The organism is Bacillus sp. FSL R10-2780, from assembly GCF_038006125.1.
Classification (GTDB): Bacteria; Bacillota; Bacilli; order Bacillales; family Bacillaceae_G; genus Bacillus_A; species Bacillus_A cereus_U.
Genome location: NZ_JBBOUQ010000002.1, coordinates 102121 through 122361, shown reverse-complemented (window position 1 = coordinate 122361; position 20241 = coordinate 102121). Strand labels below are relative to the sequence as shown.

The window sequence follows — 20241 nt, the reverse complement described above, 5'->3', positions numbered from 1 at the left end:
GCGGTTTTCAAAGGGCTTGTAAGATAATGATAATTTGAATCGCACATTTACCTATCCGCTCCTTTATCGTTAATTTATCCGCATTTTATCCGTGTTTTTTAAATGATAAGTAACGATTCAGCGAGTGCCATAATCGCATGTCTCTTTTGTGTGTAGAACCAGTTATTCTCTATCATCATTTGTGCCTTTACAGCTTTATCGCTCATTAATCCATTATTAAGATACTTCCTCTCAATAATTTCTCTCTGTTCTGGATCTAAAGCATGTTCTAACGACCTCTTAATTTGAATGTACTTTATATCCTTTATTTTCTTTGTATTACGTATTTCAACGAAAGGACTACTGATATTCTCTGCTGCACACTCTTCCTGATTAATCATACGAACTTTTAAAGCTCTATAGTTGAATAATGCCTTTGCCACTTCCCTCTGTATCTTTTTGTACTCCTCATTCGTGATTTCTGGAAAGAATGCTAATTGCTCCATATGTAATCCCCCTATTTCTGAATTTGTCTTTTTAACATTACATAAGGCACGTGAAATTTTAATATCTCTTTGTTGAATAAGGGAAACATGCATAGCGAGTAGCCCCCACCATCCACTCTGCATGGTTCCGCTATCCATTAAGCCTTTAGCAATTTACGCTTCTTATTAGCCATTTTCTCTTTTGCTGCTTCTATGTTATTTGCTACCTTTTTATGGTCCTGATCAAATTGAATCATGCCATCTATTACCGGTGTAACTCCTTGCTCATCGATGTATTGTAAGTAATCCACTGGCGCCCGTTCTGTCTGATCTACTAAGTACCCATAAATATCAAAGTCTGCTCTTGGTATCGACTTCTTGCCTTTTGGCTGTTGCGACATCCTTACGTAAGATTGAATAACTGCCAGTGGTATCACGAATACTGACTTGTCCTTACTAAACTCAATAAGGAAAAAACAAATCGCTCCCATCTTCTCTGCTTTCTCCAGGTAATCCAATTGGTGCTGCGCAATGTTCTTTAAATCAAATCGTGTGGCATTCTCTGTAGACTTCGCTTCAAATGCTATAGCCCGTCCTTTATACACGCCGTCATAGTCTACTGTACTCTTAGCTTCATAGAATCCATTTAGTACACGGCCACCTTTACTCTTTAACACCTTCACAAGAGTCGGACGCTTGTTTATAAGTGCCACTCCCCCTCTTTGATACATTTCATTCGCTAGATTGATAAGCATTTCAAATGCCATTCCGCGGTTTCCTAGTCCCATTGTTATTCCTCGCTTTCTATTTAAAGGATTATTTCGTTTAAATTTTGCTTAATTCTCACCAATAATTATCTAAAAATTTAAAAATCGTTATATAATGAATTTAATTTGAAATTAGGAGTGGTTAAAATGCCAGATACAATAAGACTCGTTCTTTTCATCCTTATAGCAATTAGTGCTGTTTTCTCTTTAATAAAAGAGTTTAAAAAAACTGAGAAAAAAGCACTTTGGATTACAATTGAATTTTTAGTTCTTTTCTGGGCGATATGGGTAATAGCGAATATCATAATCTAATTTATAGATTATGAGTTCCTCCCTTAATAAAACTTAATATTTCGTCAATAATATAGATAGGCGATGGCCATAACTCATTTAATGAAGTCCCTAACCTTTCTCCTTTCCCCCTTGGAGAACCAGCTGCGCAGTTAGCTTTTGCTAGCTGCTCTTTTATTTTCTTGCTCCAAATTAGTTACCAATTCAACGATATTGTCATAATAACTCTCTTCAACAAGTAGTACCTTGCCTACACCTTCAAGATGCTTTTTCTCCCAAAGCGTTTTATCTTCTCTTATATCCTGTAATTTAATTTAAGACCCTCTTTTCTACAAGATAACTATTTTATTTAAATATTTACCACTATTATTAGTGATATTAGATAATTGCCATATTCCTCTTAAATACTCAATGAATATATTAATAATGAATCAAATAATAGGGGGTGAAATTTATGAGCCAATTTAAAAAAGACCCACATATACCATTCCAATGTGCCTTCCCTTTACCTGAAGGACCAAATGGATTACGACAGTTTAAAGTCGGAGTTAACAGCGCTTCACTTCCAAATTTAACAAGTCCAATATTTGTTCCTCTTTCAACAGTAAGCATCACTATTAATAGTCCTAACGATATCATCAGATTCATGGCAACAATACAATCGCAAACTCTTTTCTCATCTGTAAGTTCCACTCCACTTAACGGAACTGTTATTGGCTTTCGAATTAGACGCATAGCACCAGCTGCAACTATCCAATCTGTTCAAAATACGGATTTTGATGAATTAACTACTACTTTTACAGCTTTTGATAAACCTGGAGTTGGAACCTTTTTCTATGTATTAGAAGGAAACTTGGTACGTAGAACTAATCCTCCTAATACGCTTATTGAAGGTATAGTATCTGTTATCCTCACTGCCGAAGAAATAGCACTTAATTAGCAACCGATAACTCTGATTATCCAAACATGAAGTCCCTTTTAATTTTTCAAAGGGACTTTATTAAAAATGTCTACATACACTTGATCCCAATCAGTAAGGCCATGTTAATCTTTTTAATAGTTCATATATAAATTTCTCTTTTTATGCATGCAGAATTTTAATATCAAATAACGCTTTTATTAAATTTTTAATTTTAAACATTACTATCTTCCTTCTCCAATTTCATATTTCACTTACAAGTTTCATTTACTAATAGTGATTTAATTTTTGGAGGTGAAATATGTCAAAAGAAAATCAAGTTAATTCGCATGAAATCTTACAAGGAGCTGCATTAGATCCAAATTCTATCGGACCTACATTACTACCTACTCCATCATTTACAATACCAACTGAGCCTACTGGTAACACGGGACCTACTGGTAGTACAGGGCCCACAGGTAATACGGGACCTACCGGCGACACGGAAGCTACTGGATCGACTGGGCTGACTGGGCCTACTGGACCTACACTATTTTTCACTCCCCTTGCACCAGCACCCGAACCTATTGAACTTCCCGCAAATACAAATAACTTTTTGATTATGGAGATCTTTGTCCCTATCGAAAACCAAAATGATAGAGTCCTATTAAACGCAACAATCGGCACTGACCTTCTTATTCATACCCCTTCTGATGGAAGCACATCCTTTACTGTGGATGCCATTACTTATCAGTTATTCCGTGATGATGTGTTGCTGGCAGATACACTTGTATCTGGGAAATATGAAGTCGGTAGTAATATAGATATGCTTTATCCCTTTAACTCCACATTTACATGGGTAGATCACCCAGGTGACCCAGTAGTTCCACCAAACCCAGTTCATTATCGTATTGTTGCGAATATAGGAGATCTTAGTGAGACCGTATCATCTGCTCTAGTCGGAAATCGTGGGTTTTCTGCTATCAAATACCCAGGTGATCCAATTTAATTAAAAATATTAATCATTTATCCCACTATGAAAATGTAAATATCAAAATCTCTACGTTTAATCTACCGAGCAGTTAGCTTTTGCTAGCTGCTCTTATTTTCTGTAATTGGTTACATTTACCTGATGTTTTTAACGTAATATTACGTTAAAATATAAAAGAATAAAATATATTTGGCTGTTATACCATTACCCTAGGAAACTAGGGTTTTTTTCTGCAAAATGAAATTTTTATAAGCTTGTCACCATTTTATAGGACAAACATACTTTATAGATATAAGACGTGCTCACTCATCTGTCCTCTTATTAAAAGAGGACTTTTTTTATTAAACTCATCACTCTAACATAATTAACGCTTATATTGTTTTGATGAATGAAACTCACTGATTTTCATAAAAGAGCTTCCGACCAATAGACGGAGCTCTTTTTACTTTTAAATCTAGCTACCGTTGCGATAGGTAAAACTTTGAAGTTATCTCCATCTTTTCCCCCGCTTAGCACTGTACGTGCGACTTTCATCGCATACAGCGCCCCATCTTCTTCTATACTAAACAACCAGATTACAAACAATGTTGTACTCACCAACGTATTAATTCCCCTTTCTTACGAAAGGTCACATCATCTTACTCGATCCTGTGAGTTACATCTAATTGATTTAGTTTTCAAAGAATAAGACTAAGGACTATCCCTCCACATTTATTACATGCTTCGTCGGTACTATGTCCCCACCTTCACAAGAATGAAGCAATTTTGGTTCATTAGAACCTTATATGCATCTGTCCGCTAGTAGGCGTTGGTGACAGTTTCTTGCTTACCACGTTCCGATTGACTTAGCTATACATATATCCTTAGGCGCTTGCTTTAAGCCTGTTATCTTTACACCCTTATCGTTGGATGTTCCGAATTTCATACTATTTACTCTTACTTTTCGGTAGATAACGTCGTCGTTGACGACATACACATTTCTGATGTATTAAACGTTTAGACCCGTACATTCACAAGTTCGCCAGTCCTTTGTCGGACATTCTCACCATAGATATTTTGTAGCATCCCGACTTATCCATCACCATATGATTTCTCACTTAGGTTTTGTTCAGCCGACTTCACCTAGCTTCATACAATTTGTGACTACTATCATGCCTTGCATGTAGGAGTATTAGATAAGTAGTTTCAGCTCAACCTGACGGCTTTCATTCCTACTTTCAGTCAATCAGTTGTTGTTATCGAATTGATAACCCTCCTATTTCGTGTTTGCACACTTATAAGGAAACGTGTCGCGCAAATAGCGTTTTTGTTTAAAATAATAGCTCTAAATTAATTGGACACATTTGCCAGTTTATTCACCGCAACATTCATGTTAAAATCCCATGTGAGTACGACATAACTCAACCCTATGAAGCTCTGCAATATTTGCGGGGCTTCTTTTTTTAACAAACCTTTAGTTAATTGTGATGACTACCTTGGTGTACAAAATAAGGATTTTATTTAAATTTCATAAAACCTATCTTTGCCTAAATAGGTTCAAAATTATCTATTTAGCATATATAATACTTTTAAGCAATTTAAATTCTATACATAAGTAATGGAGGCATTAAAATGGGGAGTGTCCCAAATTTACCACCACAACAATCAATCTCCAAAAAACAAATTAATCCTAACAAGAACCTACAAACGAATAAAAAGCTAAGACGTCGTCTTTTATTAGCGCTTGCTTTTATGCTACCTATGGTTATTTCTATTCAAATTTCCATTTATAAGCAAGAACAAATGATTCAAGAAAAACAAATTACACTTAATAAAGAAAAGAAAAGATTATCTGAATTAGAAATTACAGGACGTTATTTTGAAAACGATATTAAAACTTTAACAGAGAGTGAAGAAGGTATTTTAAAGTTCGCAAGGAAATTGTATGGATTCTCCAGACCTGATGAAACTATATTTCAAATAACTGAATAGCTTTTCAATACATAAGCGATTATCATTAATCATGGAACGATTTAATGATAATCGCTTTTTAACAAAATTCTATTAAATAACGCTTTTGTTCTATTTCATGCCTTTCCCAAAGCATTTTGCACAAGTCAACTTAACTCCATCTTCATATAATCCTCAGCCATATTTACCAACATCTTTTATTTTTGTTACTATGCTGAGTGTAAAACCCTTTCCATTACACGTTTTACATTTTCTCTTTTTCATATTCGCCCCTCACTTTTCTACAAAATTCAAAATTGGTCTTACTTTACTCCTGTCGATCCAAACCCGTTATTGCCTCTTTCACTATCCGATAACCACGCGTAACTTTGTATCACACGTCATAGCACTATGCCTCCTAATCCAAATGCATTATCTCTTCTAAGGTTCTATCCGAAATATAAGTGGTAATAATTTGTATCTTTCCGTATTTCTTTTTAGCCATTTCTATAGCTTCGCTCTCGGACTTCGCCTCAAACCAACGAAGCTTCCACTTTTCGTCTTTATCGTAAAACTCTACTGAGTACGTCATAACGCTATTACGCTTCAAGAACTTTTCCGCTGTACTTGTTGCGGTATAATCAAAACTTCCTACTACATCCTCAAGTGTTAGTTGTTTCATGCCCCTAACCCCATCGGACGAGATTTTATCTTGCTCTTATCCGCCTGGTCCATTATTAAAGCTGCAATTTCTAACTGATGTCTTCCCAACTCTACTGCAATTTCAATGAAGCTTTTATCTTCTTCCCACATTTCTTGGAATTGAATCACTTCACTCTCATCGAATAACAAGTCCAAATCTTCTAAAGCCACATACATGTTACGACGCGATTTCTTCATGTACTTCCATTGCTGTGCTGCGATTGTGTAATCTTTGTGTAGAATCATAGGAAAGGATGGCGTTTCTTTCACTTTATAGATAGTACAAAAACTTAGATTGATATGGATACCAACTATCCCAATTGCCACTGTGATAGTTGGATTTGAAACACCTTTCAACGACTTTCCCAACGGTCAATTTGTTAACAAGTAAAATAATTGAAATTATGGTAAATGATAAGCTTTCTTTTTTATCAGATGTAATTTGGTATAATTATAATTAAAGAAATTATTGATGATAGATAAAGGAAGGAATATAGAGAGTGAAAAAATTATTTCAGGCCAAAAAATTCTTAATATTAATTCTAACATTAGCTATAGTAGTCAGTATTTATTTTGTTCTTCAATCCACTACATCACTTGCAAGAGGTGTAACAAACCAAGACAATCCAATTCAACTTATAAGTGAACAACCCAAAGTGGAGTTAAGTAAACCAGTTCCTAATCAATTTAATGGCCAAGTAAGAAAAGTGGCATATCTTACATTTGATGATGGACCAGGAAAGTATACAGCTGAGCTTTTAGACATATTAAAACAACATAATGTTAAAGCAACGTTTTTCTTAACTGGTAAGTCTGTAAAAGCATATCCTGATTTAGTAAAACGAGAAAAAATTGAAGGGCATTATGTTGGTATGCACAGCATGACACATGATTTCAAAAAATTATATGCAAATGGTGACTATGTAAATGAAATGAAAGCAAACCAAAGTTTAATAGCAGACCTTATTGGTGAGAAACCTCAATTAACAAGACCTCCATATGGTTCCATGCCTGGATTAAACGAAGCACTTCGTAATAAAGTCGTAGAAAATGGCTTTAAAGTATGGGATTGGACAATTGACTCTTTAGATTGGAAATATAATAACTTGCCAGTAGAGGTAGCTTCCCTGAACATTACTCAAAATGTACTTACTGGTGCGACTCGATCTAAAGAAGTCATATTAATGCATGATATTCATCCTCAAACTGTTACAGCCCTACCAACCATTATAAAAGGATTAAAGGAAAAAGGGTATGAATTTGAAGTTTACCAAGAAAATGATCACTTCTCTTTAAATTTCTGGCAGGATCCACGTATTTAACTTTTAAAGAAAATTATGTTGTATTTAAAAATGGAAGACAGTGATTTCATGGACGGAATTATAGAAGAAGTAAATGAGAAGTAACGATGCTAGTACCAGAGGAAGTGTAAGAGCAGGGCGCAGCCCTCCCACAGAAACGGCAATACGTTTTTGTGGGAGGGGATGGTTTTCGTCCGAGATATCGTCGTTATAGATGACGACGTTTCCCACTCCGAACTTTTCTAAGATTATTTTTATTTCCTTATTAACTATCCTTACTATTATCTTTAACCCGCCCTAACAGGCAGTAGACCCTCACCTAAATGTTCAGAGGAATCAAAGAAGATAGGTGGGGGCATCACTGCTCCTATTTGTGCTGAACGCCCACAGGGCGAATCCCCACTATTGGAAGTTTCACTTTATTTTCGAGACATCTACTTTTTTACTGGTAAAGAAAAAGTTTCTTCCCTATTCATCTCGGTATGGATAAAAATAAACTGTTTAATCATTTCATTTAACCTCTTCGATGCTTTTGTAGGAATTTGATGCTTTACGTTATCAATGAATTTTAATTCATTATATGGCAATTCCCCATGCAGTAGTTTCGCGTGATCATAAAATGATTTATCTTTCTTACCATAAACCAACAAAACCGGAAGCTCAATGTTTCTAAGCTGCTTGGTACAATTATACTGCAAACTATAACAATAATACTGCTCGATATTTTGGGCATTTCCTTTTCTAGCTTCTTTAAACATCTTTCTGAACAATTTATGTGTATTTGAATTGCCCCATGAAATAGACAATGCTAAAAATGAAACTGCCCCTGTTTTCGCAAGTTTCACGCCTAGTGAAATCTTATTCTTTAGATATCCACCCCTCACTTCTGACATTCCCCCCATTAGAATACCCCCTAAGGCTCTTTCGGAAAAAGTCAACAAAAATTCTAATGCAACAGAGCTTCCGGTCGAATATCCGCATATGAATGCTTTTTTGACTTCCAAATGATCCAATAAACGTCTAGTATCTTCAACAATCAGTGGATAGGTTATCGGTTGTCTTGAATCCTGACTCCTTCCGTGTCCCCTAATATCAAAAACAATCACTTTAAATTCTTTGGATAATTCCTCTATTTGGTACTCAAAATTTACACAAGTGAGTACAGGCGGATGAATAAAAACAATAGGAATTCCTTTTCCCTTAACGGTATAATACAGACTACTACCGTCCACATTCAACATTGGCATGTATTTAATCACCTCAATACTATGACATCATTCCTAACTCTTCTCTAAAGAAAAAAAGCAACTTTCAAAAATGATGTGTAATAAAAAATTGAATTATTATTAGATAATAAATATATTGGTATAAATGCTAAACATTTCAACCATTTGTAAAAAGATTAGAAATAGAAACAAATTCAAAATGGATTTAAATTTGTTTTCATTTTTCCTTTTGAATTTCTGTTACTATTATTTTGCATATTTTCAATGAAAAATACTTAGGAAATCTTAGGCTTTTTAGGAAAGAAAAATGAAGAGGTATTAGCATAAGTTGGCATCATAAATTTCTATAAAACAATGCAATATAAAGCATGTGAAATTGAACTTAGTGCTTCTTTTTCCTAACTTTTTTACAGGGGGCAAAAAATGAACACTCTTAACTTCTTTATGTCATTATTCAATTCTGGAAGAAGAATTCAAAAAATGTTTAAATTGTTTAGAAATAGACGGAATAATAATAGAGGGTGGATTTGGGTTTCTTTACTAGGATTAGGAACGGTTGTTAGTGTAGTAGCAACGCGTAATTCAAATATGATGCGACCTATCCAACGTTTGTTCCAAGGTGTTCAAAATACAACAAGAACATTTATTCCATCCAAAGTAAACCTGACAAACATGGAATTTTCCAGAGAAATAGTTCCTATTAATCAAAAGAAACAAAGTAATCAAAACCAATAATTGTCACCTATAATAAAAAAGTTCGTCTCCTAGTGACGAACTTTTTTATTATCCTTGTTACTCTATAGTCGTAGCAAATCATTTTGTTCTTTCATTTATTATACTTATAAACCGATATCTTATTGTCCACAACCAAATAACATAGCTTGTTTTGTGCAACTAACGATTATAGTAACCACAGCTACTGAATCACTAACCATACCCTACTATAAACAAATTAGTAAATGATACACTTTCAATATTAACATTTAAATATTTTGATAAATAGAAAAAGTATTTTTATGCTCATTTTATACAAATTATTCAAAACCTCTACAATTGGACTGTATACTTTGATACAAAGATAGATATCCTAAATTTTGAAGTTATATTTTCAAGGAGGAACCAATTTATGACAGTAATCACTAAACTCAAACAAACTATTTCTGGTTTGAAAAGTGCGCAAGCAAGTTTAGAAGGATTTGTTCTTGATACTGACAATCAGCAAGCAAAACAACTGTATCAAAATGCAGCCCAGCAAACACAGACAATTATTGATTCTTTAGACCCACGCATTCAGGAGGTTCAGCAAGAAGAACCCCAGTATAATCAATAAAATGCGGTGATTACTAGACTTTTGGCATAAGTAGCATCATGGTTGGATTTATATATCTAGAAAGTATTTATACTTTTTAGGTTAACTGAAAAGAGATGATACAATGTCATCCTTTTTCTTCAGGTAATAAATCAAGAAATAACAAATTTTTCGTATTTTATATAACAGTAAGCGAACTCCAATTTCTTTTTGTTAGCTATTATTAACATTAAAAAAACAACTTTTTTCACATTTAGAGGTAGTACCAGCGTTCCTACAACTGGGGGCAAAGTAGCATTTCCAATAGGCAAGATGCTACTTTGCTTCTTCATATTCCTTCATTATTTTATAAAACGTGTTTTTCTTTAGCTCTAACATTTCCATAAACATATCAGCTGTTATTTCTCCACTCTTCCATTTGGAATGAGTTTCTTCTATTCACTTAGATGGTTGGAATGGAAAAGCAAATAAGATACAAATGAATGAGGAAGTAAATCCAATTCTTATTAAAGGTAATAAAAAAGAATCATTTACAGTAATGTACATAGCTTTCACAGATAACGAACCTAAACCTTCTTCTGAGTCAAAAGGTCTCTTATTATTATCACCAAAAGATGTTGAGTTGATTTGTAGTAGACAAATAACGTTAAATGAATTTATAAAACAAAATGGATTAGCTAAAATCAAAGAGAATTTTAATAAAGATTTGGTTTTAGAGCCATTCCCACAACTATTATTTTTATCAAGGTTATTAAAACAAGAACTGGACAACATGAAGAATTTTATTAAATGCTTAAAATAAAGATAATGCGCCATTAAGAGCGCGTTTATTTAGGAAACACGTCTTTTTTTGTATTGGCATTTTAAATGAGGTCAACGTCAAGAAGCATTAGAAAAAGCAGGACAATAATTTAAATTGGCTGCCATTCGCAGGAATTTAAGCCTTGCACTTATGACTATTTGGTTGAGCGATCGATATGTTGTGCTGAAACGTCAATATATCTTAAAAAGGAGCTCTCTTTATCAAGAGAGCTCCTTTTCTTATTTCTTCTTCTTTTCTGTCGGTTGGCTTTGTTTAGCGAAATTAGATGAATCATCGAAATTCGGTTGCTTTTTACCAGCATTATTACTTCTACCTTTTCCCATATGTAATGCACCTCCCCTCACCCTTACTATTCCCAATAAAAAAATCCTCTTGCATCCAAGAGAAGTTTTTATTTGGCTCTTATTAATAATGCCCAACTGTTCTCGTAGTACTTCCAACACTTCCATACCATATTGGATGCTTTTGACCATGGTGTTGATGGTGGCCATCATGCTGCGCTTGATAAAGAACAGCTTGCGGATGAATTTGATGTTGGCCATGAATTAGTCATGTATTATCCCTTATTTTTTATGACTTTTTACGATTTAGGTCTTGATAATTTATAAATGGTACATCTTTTTTATGAACGGTACGACTTTATTTCAAATCAACAAAATCAATCATTATATTTTCGACAAACCAAAAAGCACCTAAAATAAATTAGATGCAAAATGTATCAAGGATATTATCTTTTTCTTCCTTATTAATCCCGATGTATCTTAATGTGATTTGTGGCGTACTATGATTCAGTATTTCTTGTAACATAGCAATATCTTTTGTTTGCTTGTAAAACCAATATCCAAATGTTTTACGCATAGTATGAGTACCTAATGATTCTACTCCGGCAAAATCTCCGGCTTTTTGTAACTGTCGATAGGCTTGAATTTTACTAATGGGTTTATCACCTTTTCGAGAAGGAAATAACCAGGTACTTTTTAGATTTTCAGCGTATGGAAATACTTCCTCAAAAATAGAGGTAATATTTATGATACGTTCCTTTTTTGTTTTTCCTTCTTTAACTTTAAATTCTTTCCGCTTTTTTCGCTTTATTTTTAAAATCTCATGCGTTTCCATTTTAAGTAAGTCACTTACACGTAATCCAGTATTAATCCCAAGTAGGAATAAAATATAATCACGATCTGAACAATGACGTTTAAGAGACCATTTCATATCTTCGAGCTGTTCTTTGCTCCGAATTGGTTGTACATCAATTAAATGTTTCTTTTTCTCCACTCGTTTTTCAACCCCTTTTTTTCAACGTTTTGAATGTATACTTTTTTATCTTTTTTTATAATATCAATAAAAACAGATAAAAGTCAATGGTTAACGGGGGATGAATGTAAACTTTCAGCTAAAAGTTTACATTCATTTTTAAAAACATTTACAACTAAATTAGTATTAAATTTCTCAATATAGATATACTTGTAAATTTTGGTTTTAATATTCAAAATTAACAAAAAATAAATTATAATAAAAATATGATGGTTATTCCTTTTGTTTACTCCTTGTACTAAAGATAAGATCGTGTTCCCCGATCTTATCTTTTTAATTGTTGATTTTAGATATAAAAAAGGAATCCTTAATATCTTAAGGATTCTGCAACAGGAAATAACAAAAATATAAATAATAAAAAGAATTACTTATATTATAGTATATATGGTAATAATATAATATTGAGAAATATTTACATAAATTCAGTATGTATTAGAAACTTATCCGAAGTGGAAAAATAGAGAAATAACTGGGGTTCAATTCATGGAGGTACTAGGCTTGAAGAAAAATACTTTTTACAAAGTAATAAAAGAATATGAAAATACATTAAATGTCGGAGACTAAAATATGAAGAGTATATTAATTATTGTGCTATGCCTTATAGGGGTATCGCCACATCGCTATCAAGCTAACAAAACAAAATACCCCCTAAAACGAAAAAGAGATGAAGAAAATAATAAAAAGCTTATCATTATGTGCTAAAAGATAAGCTTTTTTGTCTATACTTATTGAATTTTATTGGATTTATTCCATGCTAATATAGTAATAAAATATTGAATACCAAACAAAATAGTAACAAGTAGAATGAACTTTATACATACTAAGATCCATCCAACAATATCTTGAGGTAATTGATTATGATATGTAGTGTATGCTACACCAGAAAAAGATAAAATAAGGGTATAAGATAATTTATCTTTTAATTTTTGTTTTAATTTTTCCTTGTTATCGATTTCTGGTTCGTAAACACCAGCTAAAATGGATCTAATAAAGAAGAATACCATATAACAGATAATGATACCAAGAGCTGTAGCCCATTCTAGAAACGGTCTTTGTAAGTATACGCCCCTTATTATTAAATCTATGAAGGCTAGCAATAAAACCACAATTCCAGATTGGGCCCAAATTTTCATTTCAATTTGCTGAATTCTTTCATCTGAATGTGTACTGAGTGAAAACAAATTTTTTAGTTTTTCCATTCTATTTTTCCTCCCAAAATAATTCATCTAAAGTTTTATCGAGTGATTTAGCTATATCAATGCAAAGCTTTAAAGATGGATTATATTTATTAAGTTCAATAAGACCAATGGTTTGTCGAGTAACATTTACAAGCACAGCTAATTCTTGTTGAGTTAGCCCCTTTTCTGTTCTTGCAATTTTAATTTTGCTTACTGACATTAAATACACCCCGTTTGTAAAGATAATCTTTATACTTTTCATCTTATATTCTATATATTAAATTATAAGCAACATTAATGCAATATATATTTTGCATTAAGACGTATATAGATTGCGTTTGTCCTTTCTTTTTTTCCATTTCTATTATTTTTGTCTCTAAAACTATCTCACAAATATAAAAATACGCTATGCTTTCTGTAGAATCATTGGAAAGGATGGCGTTTTTGTATGTCTATTTCTGTCTCTGATGAATTACAACTATTTGCTCAAGAAGTTCAAAGCTTCTTATCTCCAAATATCTTAAGAAATCTTGCTAGAGATGTCGGTTTTGTGCAACGAACCAGTAAGTACCAAGCAAAAGATTTAGTTGCTTTATGTGTATGGATGAGTCAAAATGTCGCTAAAACCTCTTTAACTCAGTTATGTAGCTGTTTAGAAGCATCAACAGAAGTACTTATCAGTCCGGAAGGACTGAATCAACGATTTAATGCCACAGCCGTGCAATTTCTACAACAATTGTTAGCCGAACTTCTCAACCAAAAGTTATCTTCAACTAAGCTGATTTCTTCTCCATACACCTCTATTTTCAAACGTATCCGTATTTTAGATTCAACTGCATTTCAACTTCCCGATGTATTTTCATCTGTTTATCCAGGTGCAGGGGGATGCAGCAATACAGCGGGGGTGAAGATTCAGCTTGAATATGATTTATTAAGTGGACAGTTCCTACATATTCATACAGGTCCGGGGAAACAACATGATCGGACCTACGGTTCTCTGTGTGCCCCAACTGTGGCAGCGAATGATTTATGTATTCGAGATTTAGGTTATTTTCATTTGAAAGACCTTCAATATATACAAGATAAAAAGGCTTACTATATCTCTCGTATTAAGTCAAATACACGTATTTATCAAAAAAATTCCACCCCTGATTATTTTCAAGATGGAAGAATCAAAAAAGGGACAGAGTATATACAGATAGATATGGAGGTCTTAATGAACTCTCTTCAGCCAGGACAAACATGTGAAATATTCGACGCTTTTGTAGGAATGACTGATAAAGTCCCAACTCGCGTGATTGTTCATCGGCTAACAAAAGAACAACAACAAAAACGATTACAAGATCAAACTGTAAGAGAAAAAAAGAAAGGAATGAAGTATTCTCCTCGTAGTAAACGACTCAGTGGTATCAATGTATATATGACAAACACCCCTACAGATATTGTCCCAATGGGACAAGTACATGATTGGTATTCTTTACGTTGGCAAATTGAAATTTTATTTAAAACGTGGAAATCATTCTTTCACATTCATCATTGCAAAAAGATAAAACGAGAACGATTGGAATGCCATTTGTATGGACAATTGATTGCCATTCTACTCTGTTCCTCTATTATGTTTCAAATGCGGAAATTACTTCTCACAAAGAAGAAACAAGAGCTGAGTGAATATAAAGCCATATATATGATTAAAGATTATTTTTCTCTTCTGTTTCGATCCATACAAAAAGACACCCAAGAATTATCAAAGATTCTTCTTCGCCTGTTTAACCTCCTACAGCGAAACGGACGAAAATCGCATCGATACGAAAAGAAAACAGTCTTTGATATATTAGGTGTCGTATATAATTGTACTATGTCGGACAATCTAGCGGCCTAATAAAAAAATGAAACCCGTTAGGGTTTATTTGATATGCATAATTTCCAATAATCTATACTAGTTTTTTAGAAAAAGAAGAAGAGTTTTTCTGAAACTAACCTTTCCTAACCTTAGCTTGATAGCGATGGGGTAGTGACAGAAGAACTCAAAAAAAGGGAGAATTCAGGGAAGAGTTAATGCCCCACGTGTCCCCATTAGGTTGGGAGCACATAAACTTTCTAGGTGAATATAACTTTGATGTAGCATATAATTCAGGCTTACATAACTTGCGTCCATTACATAAAAAAAGAGCCGGTTTACTCTTAACGGGGTAAAACCCGGCTCTTTTTCTGTCGAAATTTGCTTAACGTGGTTTTTTTCCGAAATGCTGGCGGTACCCCTGTGGGTTATTTCAAAATGGTCATTTTTATCTTTAAGGTAGTTCGAAATGATAAATCCAATGTCGGTTTGAAAAAAGATTAACTGTTTATAAAAAAGTTGTACCGTTTTATCCCTTGGATTGGTTTATCTAAGAAGATATCATTATTAAGAAAAGAAATATAATATATAAATTGAACATGAAAACGTTTTGATTGTTTATTTGCGAGTGTAAAAATCCCATTATGCTATAATTTTACAGGAGGGTTAGTAGTGAAAAAAGGAGGAAGAATGAAATTATGATAACTATAAATGGATTTGAACTAACAATGCGACCAGGTGGGGTGGATGTATACATAAATGCTTATGATACAATCCTTCCTGTACGTCATAAAGATATTGAAAAGTTTTATCGACAACAAAATCTTAATCGAATGTTCCGTATAGTAGATCGAGAGATGAAGAAATTTCAGCTTGCAGAAATGGAGTGGGAACAAAGGCAACTTCATCGTTTAATATACAATTCTCTCTTCTCCAATACAGGACATAACTATTTAGATAGTGCAAAAGAATTTGTACTTGGCACTCTCGTTTTAATGAACAAAGCATGTGATGAAGAGGATGATGAGAAAATTAAATTCTTGGCACACTCTTTATTAAAGCTAATGCAGTCATATGCAATTTTTGATGATGTATCTTTTTTAGACTCATTTATATTGGATACACAATTTGCTAAATACGAGTATCTTCACGATTTAAAAGCAGTGGAACTAAAGAAACAGTATAACCAGGAACCCACACTTCATGCTGGTGAACGAATCCTAATCCGTCAAATTGCTGAAAGTATTCTTCTAGAATATGGATTACTTACAGATGTGAGTGGTACTGATTATGGTGCAATCCAATTATATGTTGATGCAAGCTATAAACTTCTTTTATCATCACATATTCCACAAGACAGTGTTCCTTGTCAACTTGAATTACAGCATAAAAATGATATTTTAATAGATTGGACATTGATATGTGATAGTATGGCGTACGGGAAAAGTAGGTTACAAGAAGGTTTACCCGTCATATTGATAACCTTCCAAGCCCTTAATGAAATACATAATGAATATCAAGTTATATCTCATCAATATAAGCACCTTTCTGAAGAGACAAAAAGAAAGTTAGCAGATGTTAAGACTGCTGAAAATCGTTACACTGATTCTCCTGAACTAATCCCTTTCTCTGTACAAACCTTTAGTATGATGTCTGTATTAGAAAGTGAGTTACGCTACATTATTAACACTGTAGAAGGGAAAGAGGTAGTACGTTCACTAGGTAATATTGAAGTATACCTAAAGGAAAAACCTTTGAATCAATTTGTTGATCAGGAAACTTATAATGATTTTGTAAATACTCTTGCTGTTTTACGTCATATTCGCAACAAAGGAGCTCATGGCAATGAAGTAACTTTAGAAGAGTACCAACAGGTAAAAGACTTTACTTTTAATAGCGGTATTTTGACCAGTATATCGTCATATAATAAGAAATTAGGTTTAAATATATAGATAAGTTCTCAGCCTATGTGAAAAGAGCATGGTGTAGCTTTACTTATGCTATAATTTTAGAATTTGTAGATGAATTCTTGCAAAATACACCTTAAGCAATAAAAAAATAGAGATTTTAAGTGGAATAATGTTTAATAGCATCCAGATTACTTTTAAAGAGTTTAATGAGAGTCTATACTTATTGTATTGTCACAACAAATAAAACCTCTTAAAAATAAATCTGAGAGGTCATTTTTAAGTTATACAAAATGATTCCCAGAGTTTATGTAAATAAAAGGAAAAAGGATTCATCTTATGGATCCTTTTTCCTTTTATCGTTTTATCTTAGTGTAATCTGTATTGTCCAGTTAATTGTTCTTCAGCCATTCGAACTAAGCGTTTTGTAATTTCTCCACCGACAGAGCCATTTGCACGTGATGATGTATCAGGTCCTAGTGTAACTCCTAATTCACGAGCAATTTCATACTTCATTTGCTCAATAGCGCTTGCAGCAGCAGAAATAAGAATTTCATTTGTATTACTTTCGTGTCTTTGAATATTCATAATTGCACCTCCATTATATTTGTATATAACATGTGCCTATTTATGATATTTATGCATGATAACCTATTTTCTTCTAGTATTTTTAGGAGAACCCTTTCTCTTTCTCTCTTTCCCATATTCCACTAATTGAATTTGAAACACATCTGAATCCTGAATTCCTAACACATTCATTTCTTCTCTAAATGAACGCCAGGAATCTACTTTTATTGACTTTTCTTGACCATTTCTTAATGTGTAGATTCTTGAGTACTCTATAATTAACCCTCCTCAAAAGTTAAATCTTGCATCTACATTAACATTCATTCACTTGTAATGTTTATCCGCTAACTTTATCATCCCTATGCTTTCTGCAAATGAATAAATTTGATCTGTTGCAATGGAACAAGTATCAATAATCTTCGATAAAATTTCCTTTAACTCGTCCTTATCATTATCAGATAGTTTAACAACAGTATTTAATTGATCCTTTATTTCCTTTAGATAATTTATGTAATCTTCTTCAAAAACAATACCATATATATCTTTTAATACACTATGATTGCTCTCTACTATTTTATTTATACAATTAACATAACTGTTTTTATCAAATTTTTTTGCTTCAATTAAATCATATAATTCTATTGATTGAAACTCTATTTCATCAATAATTTCTAACCCTAATTTTTCACGATTGTATTTTTCTTTTTTCTCTGCAATTAATACCTTTTTAAATAAATTCTTCAAATTTTTAATATCTGCTCTATCATAAAGTATAGTTCCACATTCAAAATTAAAATCACTACTTTTAGAAAAATTTGCAGAGCCGATATAGCCTACAGAATCTAAAATGATTATCTTACTATGATTTACTAAATTGTTTTCATTTAATTGAATGCATTTTATTAACTTTTTAAATTCTATATCAGGAGTAAATATATCTTTATGTTCACAAGCATATACAAGTGTCACCATAACTCCTTCTTTTGCTGCTTTCTTTAACAAATCATATGGTGAATCTGGTCCCTTGTCTTCAAAATTAAAGTTATAAGTAGAGATATAAATATGTTTAGTATCCTTAATTTGGTAATAAGTAAAAATATTTTGTAACCTGTAATCTCTATGATGAAAAACAACTTTACTTTTCCCACTTATTTCAAATCCTTCATGCACTAATATTCCCCCTAAGTATATCCGTTTATTTATATAATGATATCGTAGCTTAATATCCTATACTCAGGAGTTTTTCTAAAAAACTCCTAATACATATCTCTTTTGTCATTGCAGCATATCCGCAAAGGAAGTACCTACATTATTCTTCCGTTTCATATGCTTCTCTAAATAGATTTTTGTTGTTTGGATATTTTCATGCCCAAGCGTTTGCATTAAATGATACAAATCAGCATTTCCTTGTTCAACTGCCATGATTGCAAAAGCATGACGAAATGTATGCGCCGTTACTGGATTCTCACGATACTGCAGAAACTCTAAACTTGTCTTTTTTATCATATCTGTTACCTGGTTTGATAACGTTTTTGAGTTATAAAAGTTCCCTCTTTGATTTACAAATAAAGGACTTTCATCTCCTCGATCCAGTATCGTTTGGAATCCTCTTCTTTGTCTCATTTCACAAATACACTGGTATAAATGCTCAGAAATGAAAAGTTCACGCACTTTATTTCCTTTACCTGTAACCCTTAGCCAGTACTTTCCGTCATAATGTAAATCTTTTACCTTTGTTGTACACAATTCTTGAATTCTCGCACCGGTACTTGCCAGAGCTAGTAAAATTGTATAGTTTACTACATGTCCTCGTTCTTTATAAAACCCTAAAATTTTCATAACTTCATCATAAGATAGGTCCCGATTTGGCCGATCCTGTTCATTTACATTTGCACGCTGCAGTTCTTCATGAAGTGGCTTTTCAATATAAGAAAATATATGAAGGTGTTTTAGAAAGGAACGAATGAGCACGGTTTTCTTCGCAAGTGTTGCGACTGCATATGTTTCCCCATTCCTACCGTTCTCTACCTGCTTCAACCAAGAATTGTACTTACGAATATGCCAAGGTTGTAAGGTTTTCAATAAAGAGTCCTTTTGCTGTACTTCTTCCCCATTTAATTCAAACTCTTCTGCATGCTGCACCATGCACTGACAAAATGATAAGATTTCAGAAACATAACTCTTTTTCGTATCCTCTTTTCTATTCTTATTCTCATCCATATCTTTTTGTAAATGTATGAAATGATAAATGACTTCCAGATCACTTAAATACGTATATTTACTCTTTCCCTCTTTTTCTGCAACCTCCATCTTCTCTTCTACTTTATCTACATAACGATTATTATGCAGGAATGGAACCATATCTCTTATATTTTCTACATATGTATCTATATTTTCACTTTGATTATTTATTATAAGTAAGTTCTCTTTTTCATTTTGTTTATCCATATTTCGAATTCACCTCTACTAATGAAGATTATGAATATAATTCTCTTTATTACCCTTACTTATCATTTTATTTTACTTTTATTAATTATACAAATGATAATTCATTTTCTTTCTGTAAGAATGCTACATTCTTCTCTATTTACCTATACCTATATTTTTTTATAATTTATTAGTAAATAGATATTATTTAATAGCAAATGAAATAACTTTTATATCGCATATATAATAAAGTTCGCGATAATGATTGATTAAAATATAAAATAATTTATAAATATTCATAAAATATAAA

General features: G+C 32.8%; 23 protein-coding genes and 2 pseudogenes. 11 read left to right on the top strand and 14 right to left on the bottom strand.

The annotated features are described in order from the left end of the window. Nucleotides 1-98 precede the first annotated feature (98 nt). A complete protein-coding gene (locus NSQ47_RS25685) occupies nt 99-485 on the bottom strand; it encodes an ArpU family transcriptional regulator (RefSeq protein WP_341038457.1) in 387 nt (128 codons plus the stop codon). 137 nt (nt 486-622) lie between these two features. Beyond that, nucleotides 623-1252 carry a Holliday junction resolvase RecU gene (locus NSQ47_RS25680; RefSeq protein WP_341038455.1) on the bottom strand — a complete coding sequence of 210 codons (630 nt, stop codon included), beginning with the start codon at nt 1250-1252 and terminating at the stop codon, nt 623-625. A 126-nt stretch (nt 1253-1378) separates the two neighbouring features. Between NSQ47_RS25680 and NSQ47_RS25675 the strand changes: the two genes are divergently transcribed. The 3 genes from NSQ47_RS25675 (at nt 1379) to NSQ47_RS25665 (ending at nt 3429) form a co-directional block, all read left to right on the top strand. After that, complete coding sequence (locus tag NSQ47_RS25675) at nt 1379-1543, top strand: hypothetical protein (RefSeq protein WP_105434259.1); 165 nt, start codon at nt 1379-1381, stop codon at nt 1541-1543. Between the two features lie 433 nt (nt 1544-1976). Beyond that, nucleotides 1977-2462 (top strand): hypothetical protein, encoded by a 486-nt coding sequence (locus NSQ47_RS25670; protein WP_341038452.1) that lies wholly within the window; start codon nt 1977-1979, stop codon nt 2460-2462. Nucleotides 2463-2742: 280 nt separating this feature from the next. Beyond that, the gene (locus NSQ47_RS25665; protein ID WP_341038449.1) at nt 2743-3429 is read left to right on the top strand and encodes an exosporium leader peptide-containing protein; all 687 of its coding nucleotides are present in this window, start codon (nt 2743-2745) and stop codon (nt 3427-3429) included. Nucleotides 3430-3816: 387 nt separating this feature from the next. Here NSQ47_RS25665 and NSQ47_RS25660 read toward each other — a convergent pair whose 3' ends face one another. After that, nucleotides 3817-4011 carry a hypothetical protein gene (locus NSQ47_RS25660; protein WP_341038447.1) on the bottom strand — a complete coding sequence of 65 codons (195 nt, stop codon included), beginning with the start codon at nt 4009-4011 and terminating at the stop codon, nt 3817-3819. 1011 nt (nt 4012-5022) lie between these two features. On the opposite strand from NSQ47_RS25660, the gene NSQ47_RS25655 reads away from it, so the two are divergent. After that, nucleotides 5023-5382 carry an FtsB family cell division protein gene (locus NSQ47_RS25655; RefSeq protein WP_113734722.1) on the top strand — a complete coding sequence of 120 codons (360 nt, stop codon included), beginning with the start codon at nt 5023-5025 and terminating at the stop codon, nt 5380-5382. Nucleotides 5383-5758: 376 nt separating this feature from the next. On the opposite strand, the gene NSQ47_RS25650 is transcribed toward NSQ47_RS25655, so the two are convergent. After that, nucleotides 5759-6022, bottom strand: a complete 264-nt coding sequence (locus NSQ47_RS25650) for a hypothetical protein (protein WP_215582794.1) — start codon at nt 6020-6022, stop codon at nt 5759-5761. After that, on the bottom strand, nt 6019-6288 hold the full coding sequence (locus tag NSQ47_RS25645) for a helix-turn-helix domain-containing protein (RefSeq protein ID WP_341038445.1): 270 nt from the start codon (nt 6286-6288) through the stop codon (nt 6019-6021). The genes NSQ47_RS25650 and NSQ47_RS25645 overlap by 4 nt, the downstream gene beginning before the upstream one ends. A 254-nt stretch (nt 6289-6542) precedes the next feature. On the opposite strand from NSQ47_RS25645, the gene NSQ47_RS25640 reads away from it, so the two are divergent. Further along, nucleotides 6543-7364, top strand: coding sequence for a peptidoglycan-N-acetylglucosamine deacetylase (locus NSQ47_RS25640; protein ID WP_215582792.1), 822 nt, complete (start codon nt 6543-6545; stop codon nt 7362-7364). Nucleotides 7365-7777: 413 nt separating this feature from the next. On the opposite strand, the gene NSQ47_RS25635 is transcribed toward NSQ47_RS25640, so the two are convergent. Continuing rightward, entirely contained in the window at nt 7778-8590 is an 813-nt protein-coding gene (locus tag NSQ47_RS25635) for an alpha/beta fold hydrolase (protein WP_341038441.1), read from the bottom strand. A gap of 402 nt (nt 8591-8992) precedes the next feature. On the opposite strand from NSQ47_RS25635, the gene NSQ47_RS25630 reads away from it, so the two are divergent. Together NSQ47_RS25630 and NSQ47_RS25625 are read left to right on the top strand one after the other, a co-directional pair. Next, the gene (locus NSQ47_RS25630; RefSeq protein WP_215582790.1) at nt 8993-9304 is read left to right on the top strand and encodes a hypothetical protein; all 312 of its coding nucleotides are present in this window, start codon (nt 8993-8995) and stop codon (nt 9302-9304) included. A gap of 391 nt (nt 9305-9695) precedes the next feature. Next, complete coding sequence (locus tag NSQ47_RS25625) at nt 9696-9899, top strand: DUF1657 domain-containing protein (protein WP_265959211.1); 204 nt, start codon at nt 9696-9698, stop codon at nt 9897-9899. A gap of 294 nt (nt 9900-10193) precedes the next feature. Here NSQ47_RS25625 and NSQ47_RS25620 read toward each other — a convergent pair. Continuing rightward, nucleotides 10194-10316 (bottom strand): annotated as a pseudogene (locus NSQ47_RS25620) (recombinase family protein); the annotation flags it as partial. Nucleotides 10317-10356: 40 nt separating this feature from the next. On the opposite strand from NSQ47_RS25620, the gene NSQ47_RS25615 reads away from it, so the two are divergent. Further along, complete coding sequence (locus NSQ47_RS25615; RefSeq protein ID WP_215582787.1) at nt 10357-10680, top strand: hypothetical protein; 324 nt, start codon at nt 10357-10359, stop codon at nt 10678-10680. Between the two features lie 723 nt (nt 10681-11403). Here the strand turns inward: NSQ47_RS25615 and NSQ47_RS25610 are convergent. Then, nucleotides 11404-11976: a tyrosine-type recombinase/integrase gene (locus NSQ47_RS25610; RefSeq protein WP_215582784.1), complete on the bottom strand. Its 573-nt coding sequence runs from the start codon at nt 11974-11976 to the stop codon at nt 11404-11406. Between the two features lie 474 nt (nt 11977-12450). Between NSQ47_RS25610 and NSQ47_RS25605 the strand changes: the two are divergent. Next, nucleotides 12451-12579: pseudogene (locus NSQ47_RS25605) on the top strand (recombinase family protein); the annotation flags it as partial. Between the two features lie 161 nt (nt 12580-12740). On the opposite strand, the gene NSQ47_RS25600 reads toward NSQ47_RS25605, so the two are convergent. Together NSQ47_RS25600 and NSQ47_RS25595 are read right to left on the bottom strand one after the other, a co-directional pair. Continuing rightward, the gene (locus tag NSQ47_RS25600; RefSeq protein ID WP_000413175.1) at nt 12741-13214 is read right to left on the bottom strand and encodes a DUF6773 family protein; all 474 of its coding nucleotides are present in this window, start codon (nt 13212-13214) and stop codon (nt 12741-12743) included. Between the two features lies 1 nt (nt 13215). Further along, complete coding sequence (locus NSQ47_RS25595) at nt 13216-13413, bottom strand: helix-turn-helix transcriptional regulator (RefSeq protein WP_000116561.1); 198 nt, start codon at nt 13411-13413, stop codon at nt 13216-13218. A gap of 228 nt (nt 13414-13641) precedes the next feature. Here NSQ47_RS25595 and NSQ47_RS25590 point away from each other — a divergent pair, with 228 nt between their 5' ends. After that, complete coding sequence (locus NSQ47_RS25590; protein ID WP_341038437.1) at nt 13642-15072, top strand: IS4 family transposase; 1431 nt, start codon at nt 13642-13644, stop codon at nt 15070-15072. A gap of 656 nt (nt 15073-15728) precedes the next feature. Then, nucleotides 15729-16982, top strand: coding sequence for a hypothetical protein (locus NSQ47_RS25585; RefSeq protein WP_341038436.1), 1254 nt, complete (start codon nt 15729-15731; stop codon nt 16980-16982). Between the two features lie 324 nt (nt 16983-17306). Here the strand turns inward: NSQ47_RS25585 and NSQ47_RS25580 are convergent, their stop codons facing one another. From NSQ47_RS25580 to NSQ47_RS25565, 4 genes are all read right to left on the bottom strand, one after another. Further along, complete coding sequence (locus tag NSQ47_RS25580; RefSeq protein ID WP_001025758.1) at nt 17307-17525, bottom strand: alpha/beta-type small acid-soluble spore protein; 219 nt, start codon at nt 17523-17525, stop codon at nt 17307-17309. A 63-nt stretch (nt 17526-17588) separates the two neighbouring features. Next, nucleotides 17589-17783 (bottom strand): hypothetical protein, encoded by a 195-nt coding sequence (locus NSQ47_RS25575; RefSeq protein WP_341038617.1) that lies wholly within the window; start codon nt 17781-17783, stop codon nt 17589-17591. A 45-nt stretch (nt 17784-17828) separates the two neighbouring features. Then, entirely contained in the window at nt 17829-18674 is an 846-nt protein-coding gene (locus tag NSQ47_RS25570; RefSeq protein ID WP_341038434.1) for a phospholipase D-like domain-containing protein, read from the bottom strand. Nucleotides 18675-18779: 105 nt separating this feature from the next. Beyond that, a complete protein-coding gene (locus NSQ47_RS25565) occupies nt 18780-19952 on the bottom strand; it encodes a tyrosine-type recombinase/integrase (RefSeq protein WP_341038432.1) in 1173 nt (390 codons plus the stop codon). Between the last annotated feature and the right edge of the window lie 289 nt (nt 19953-20241).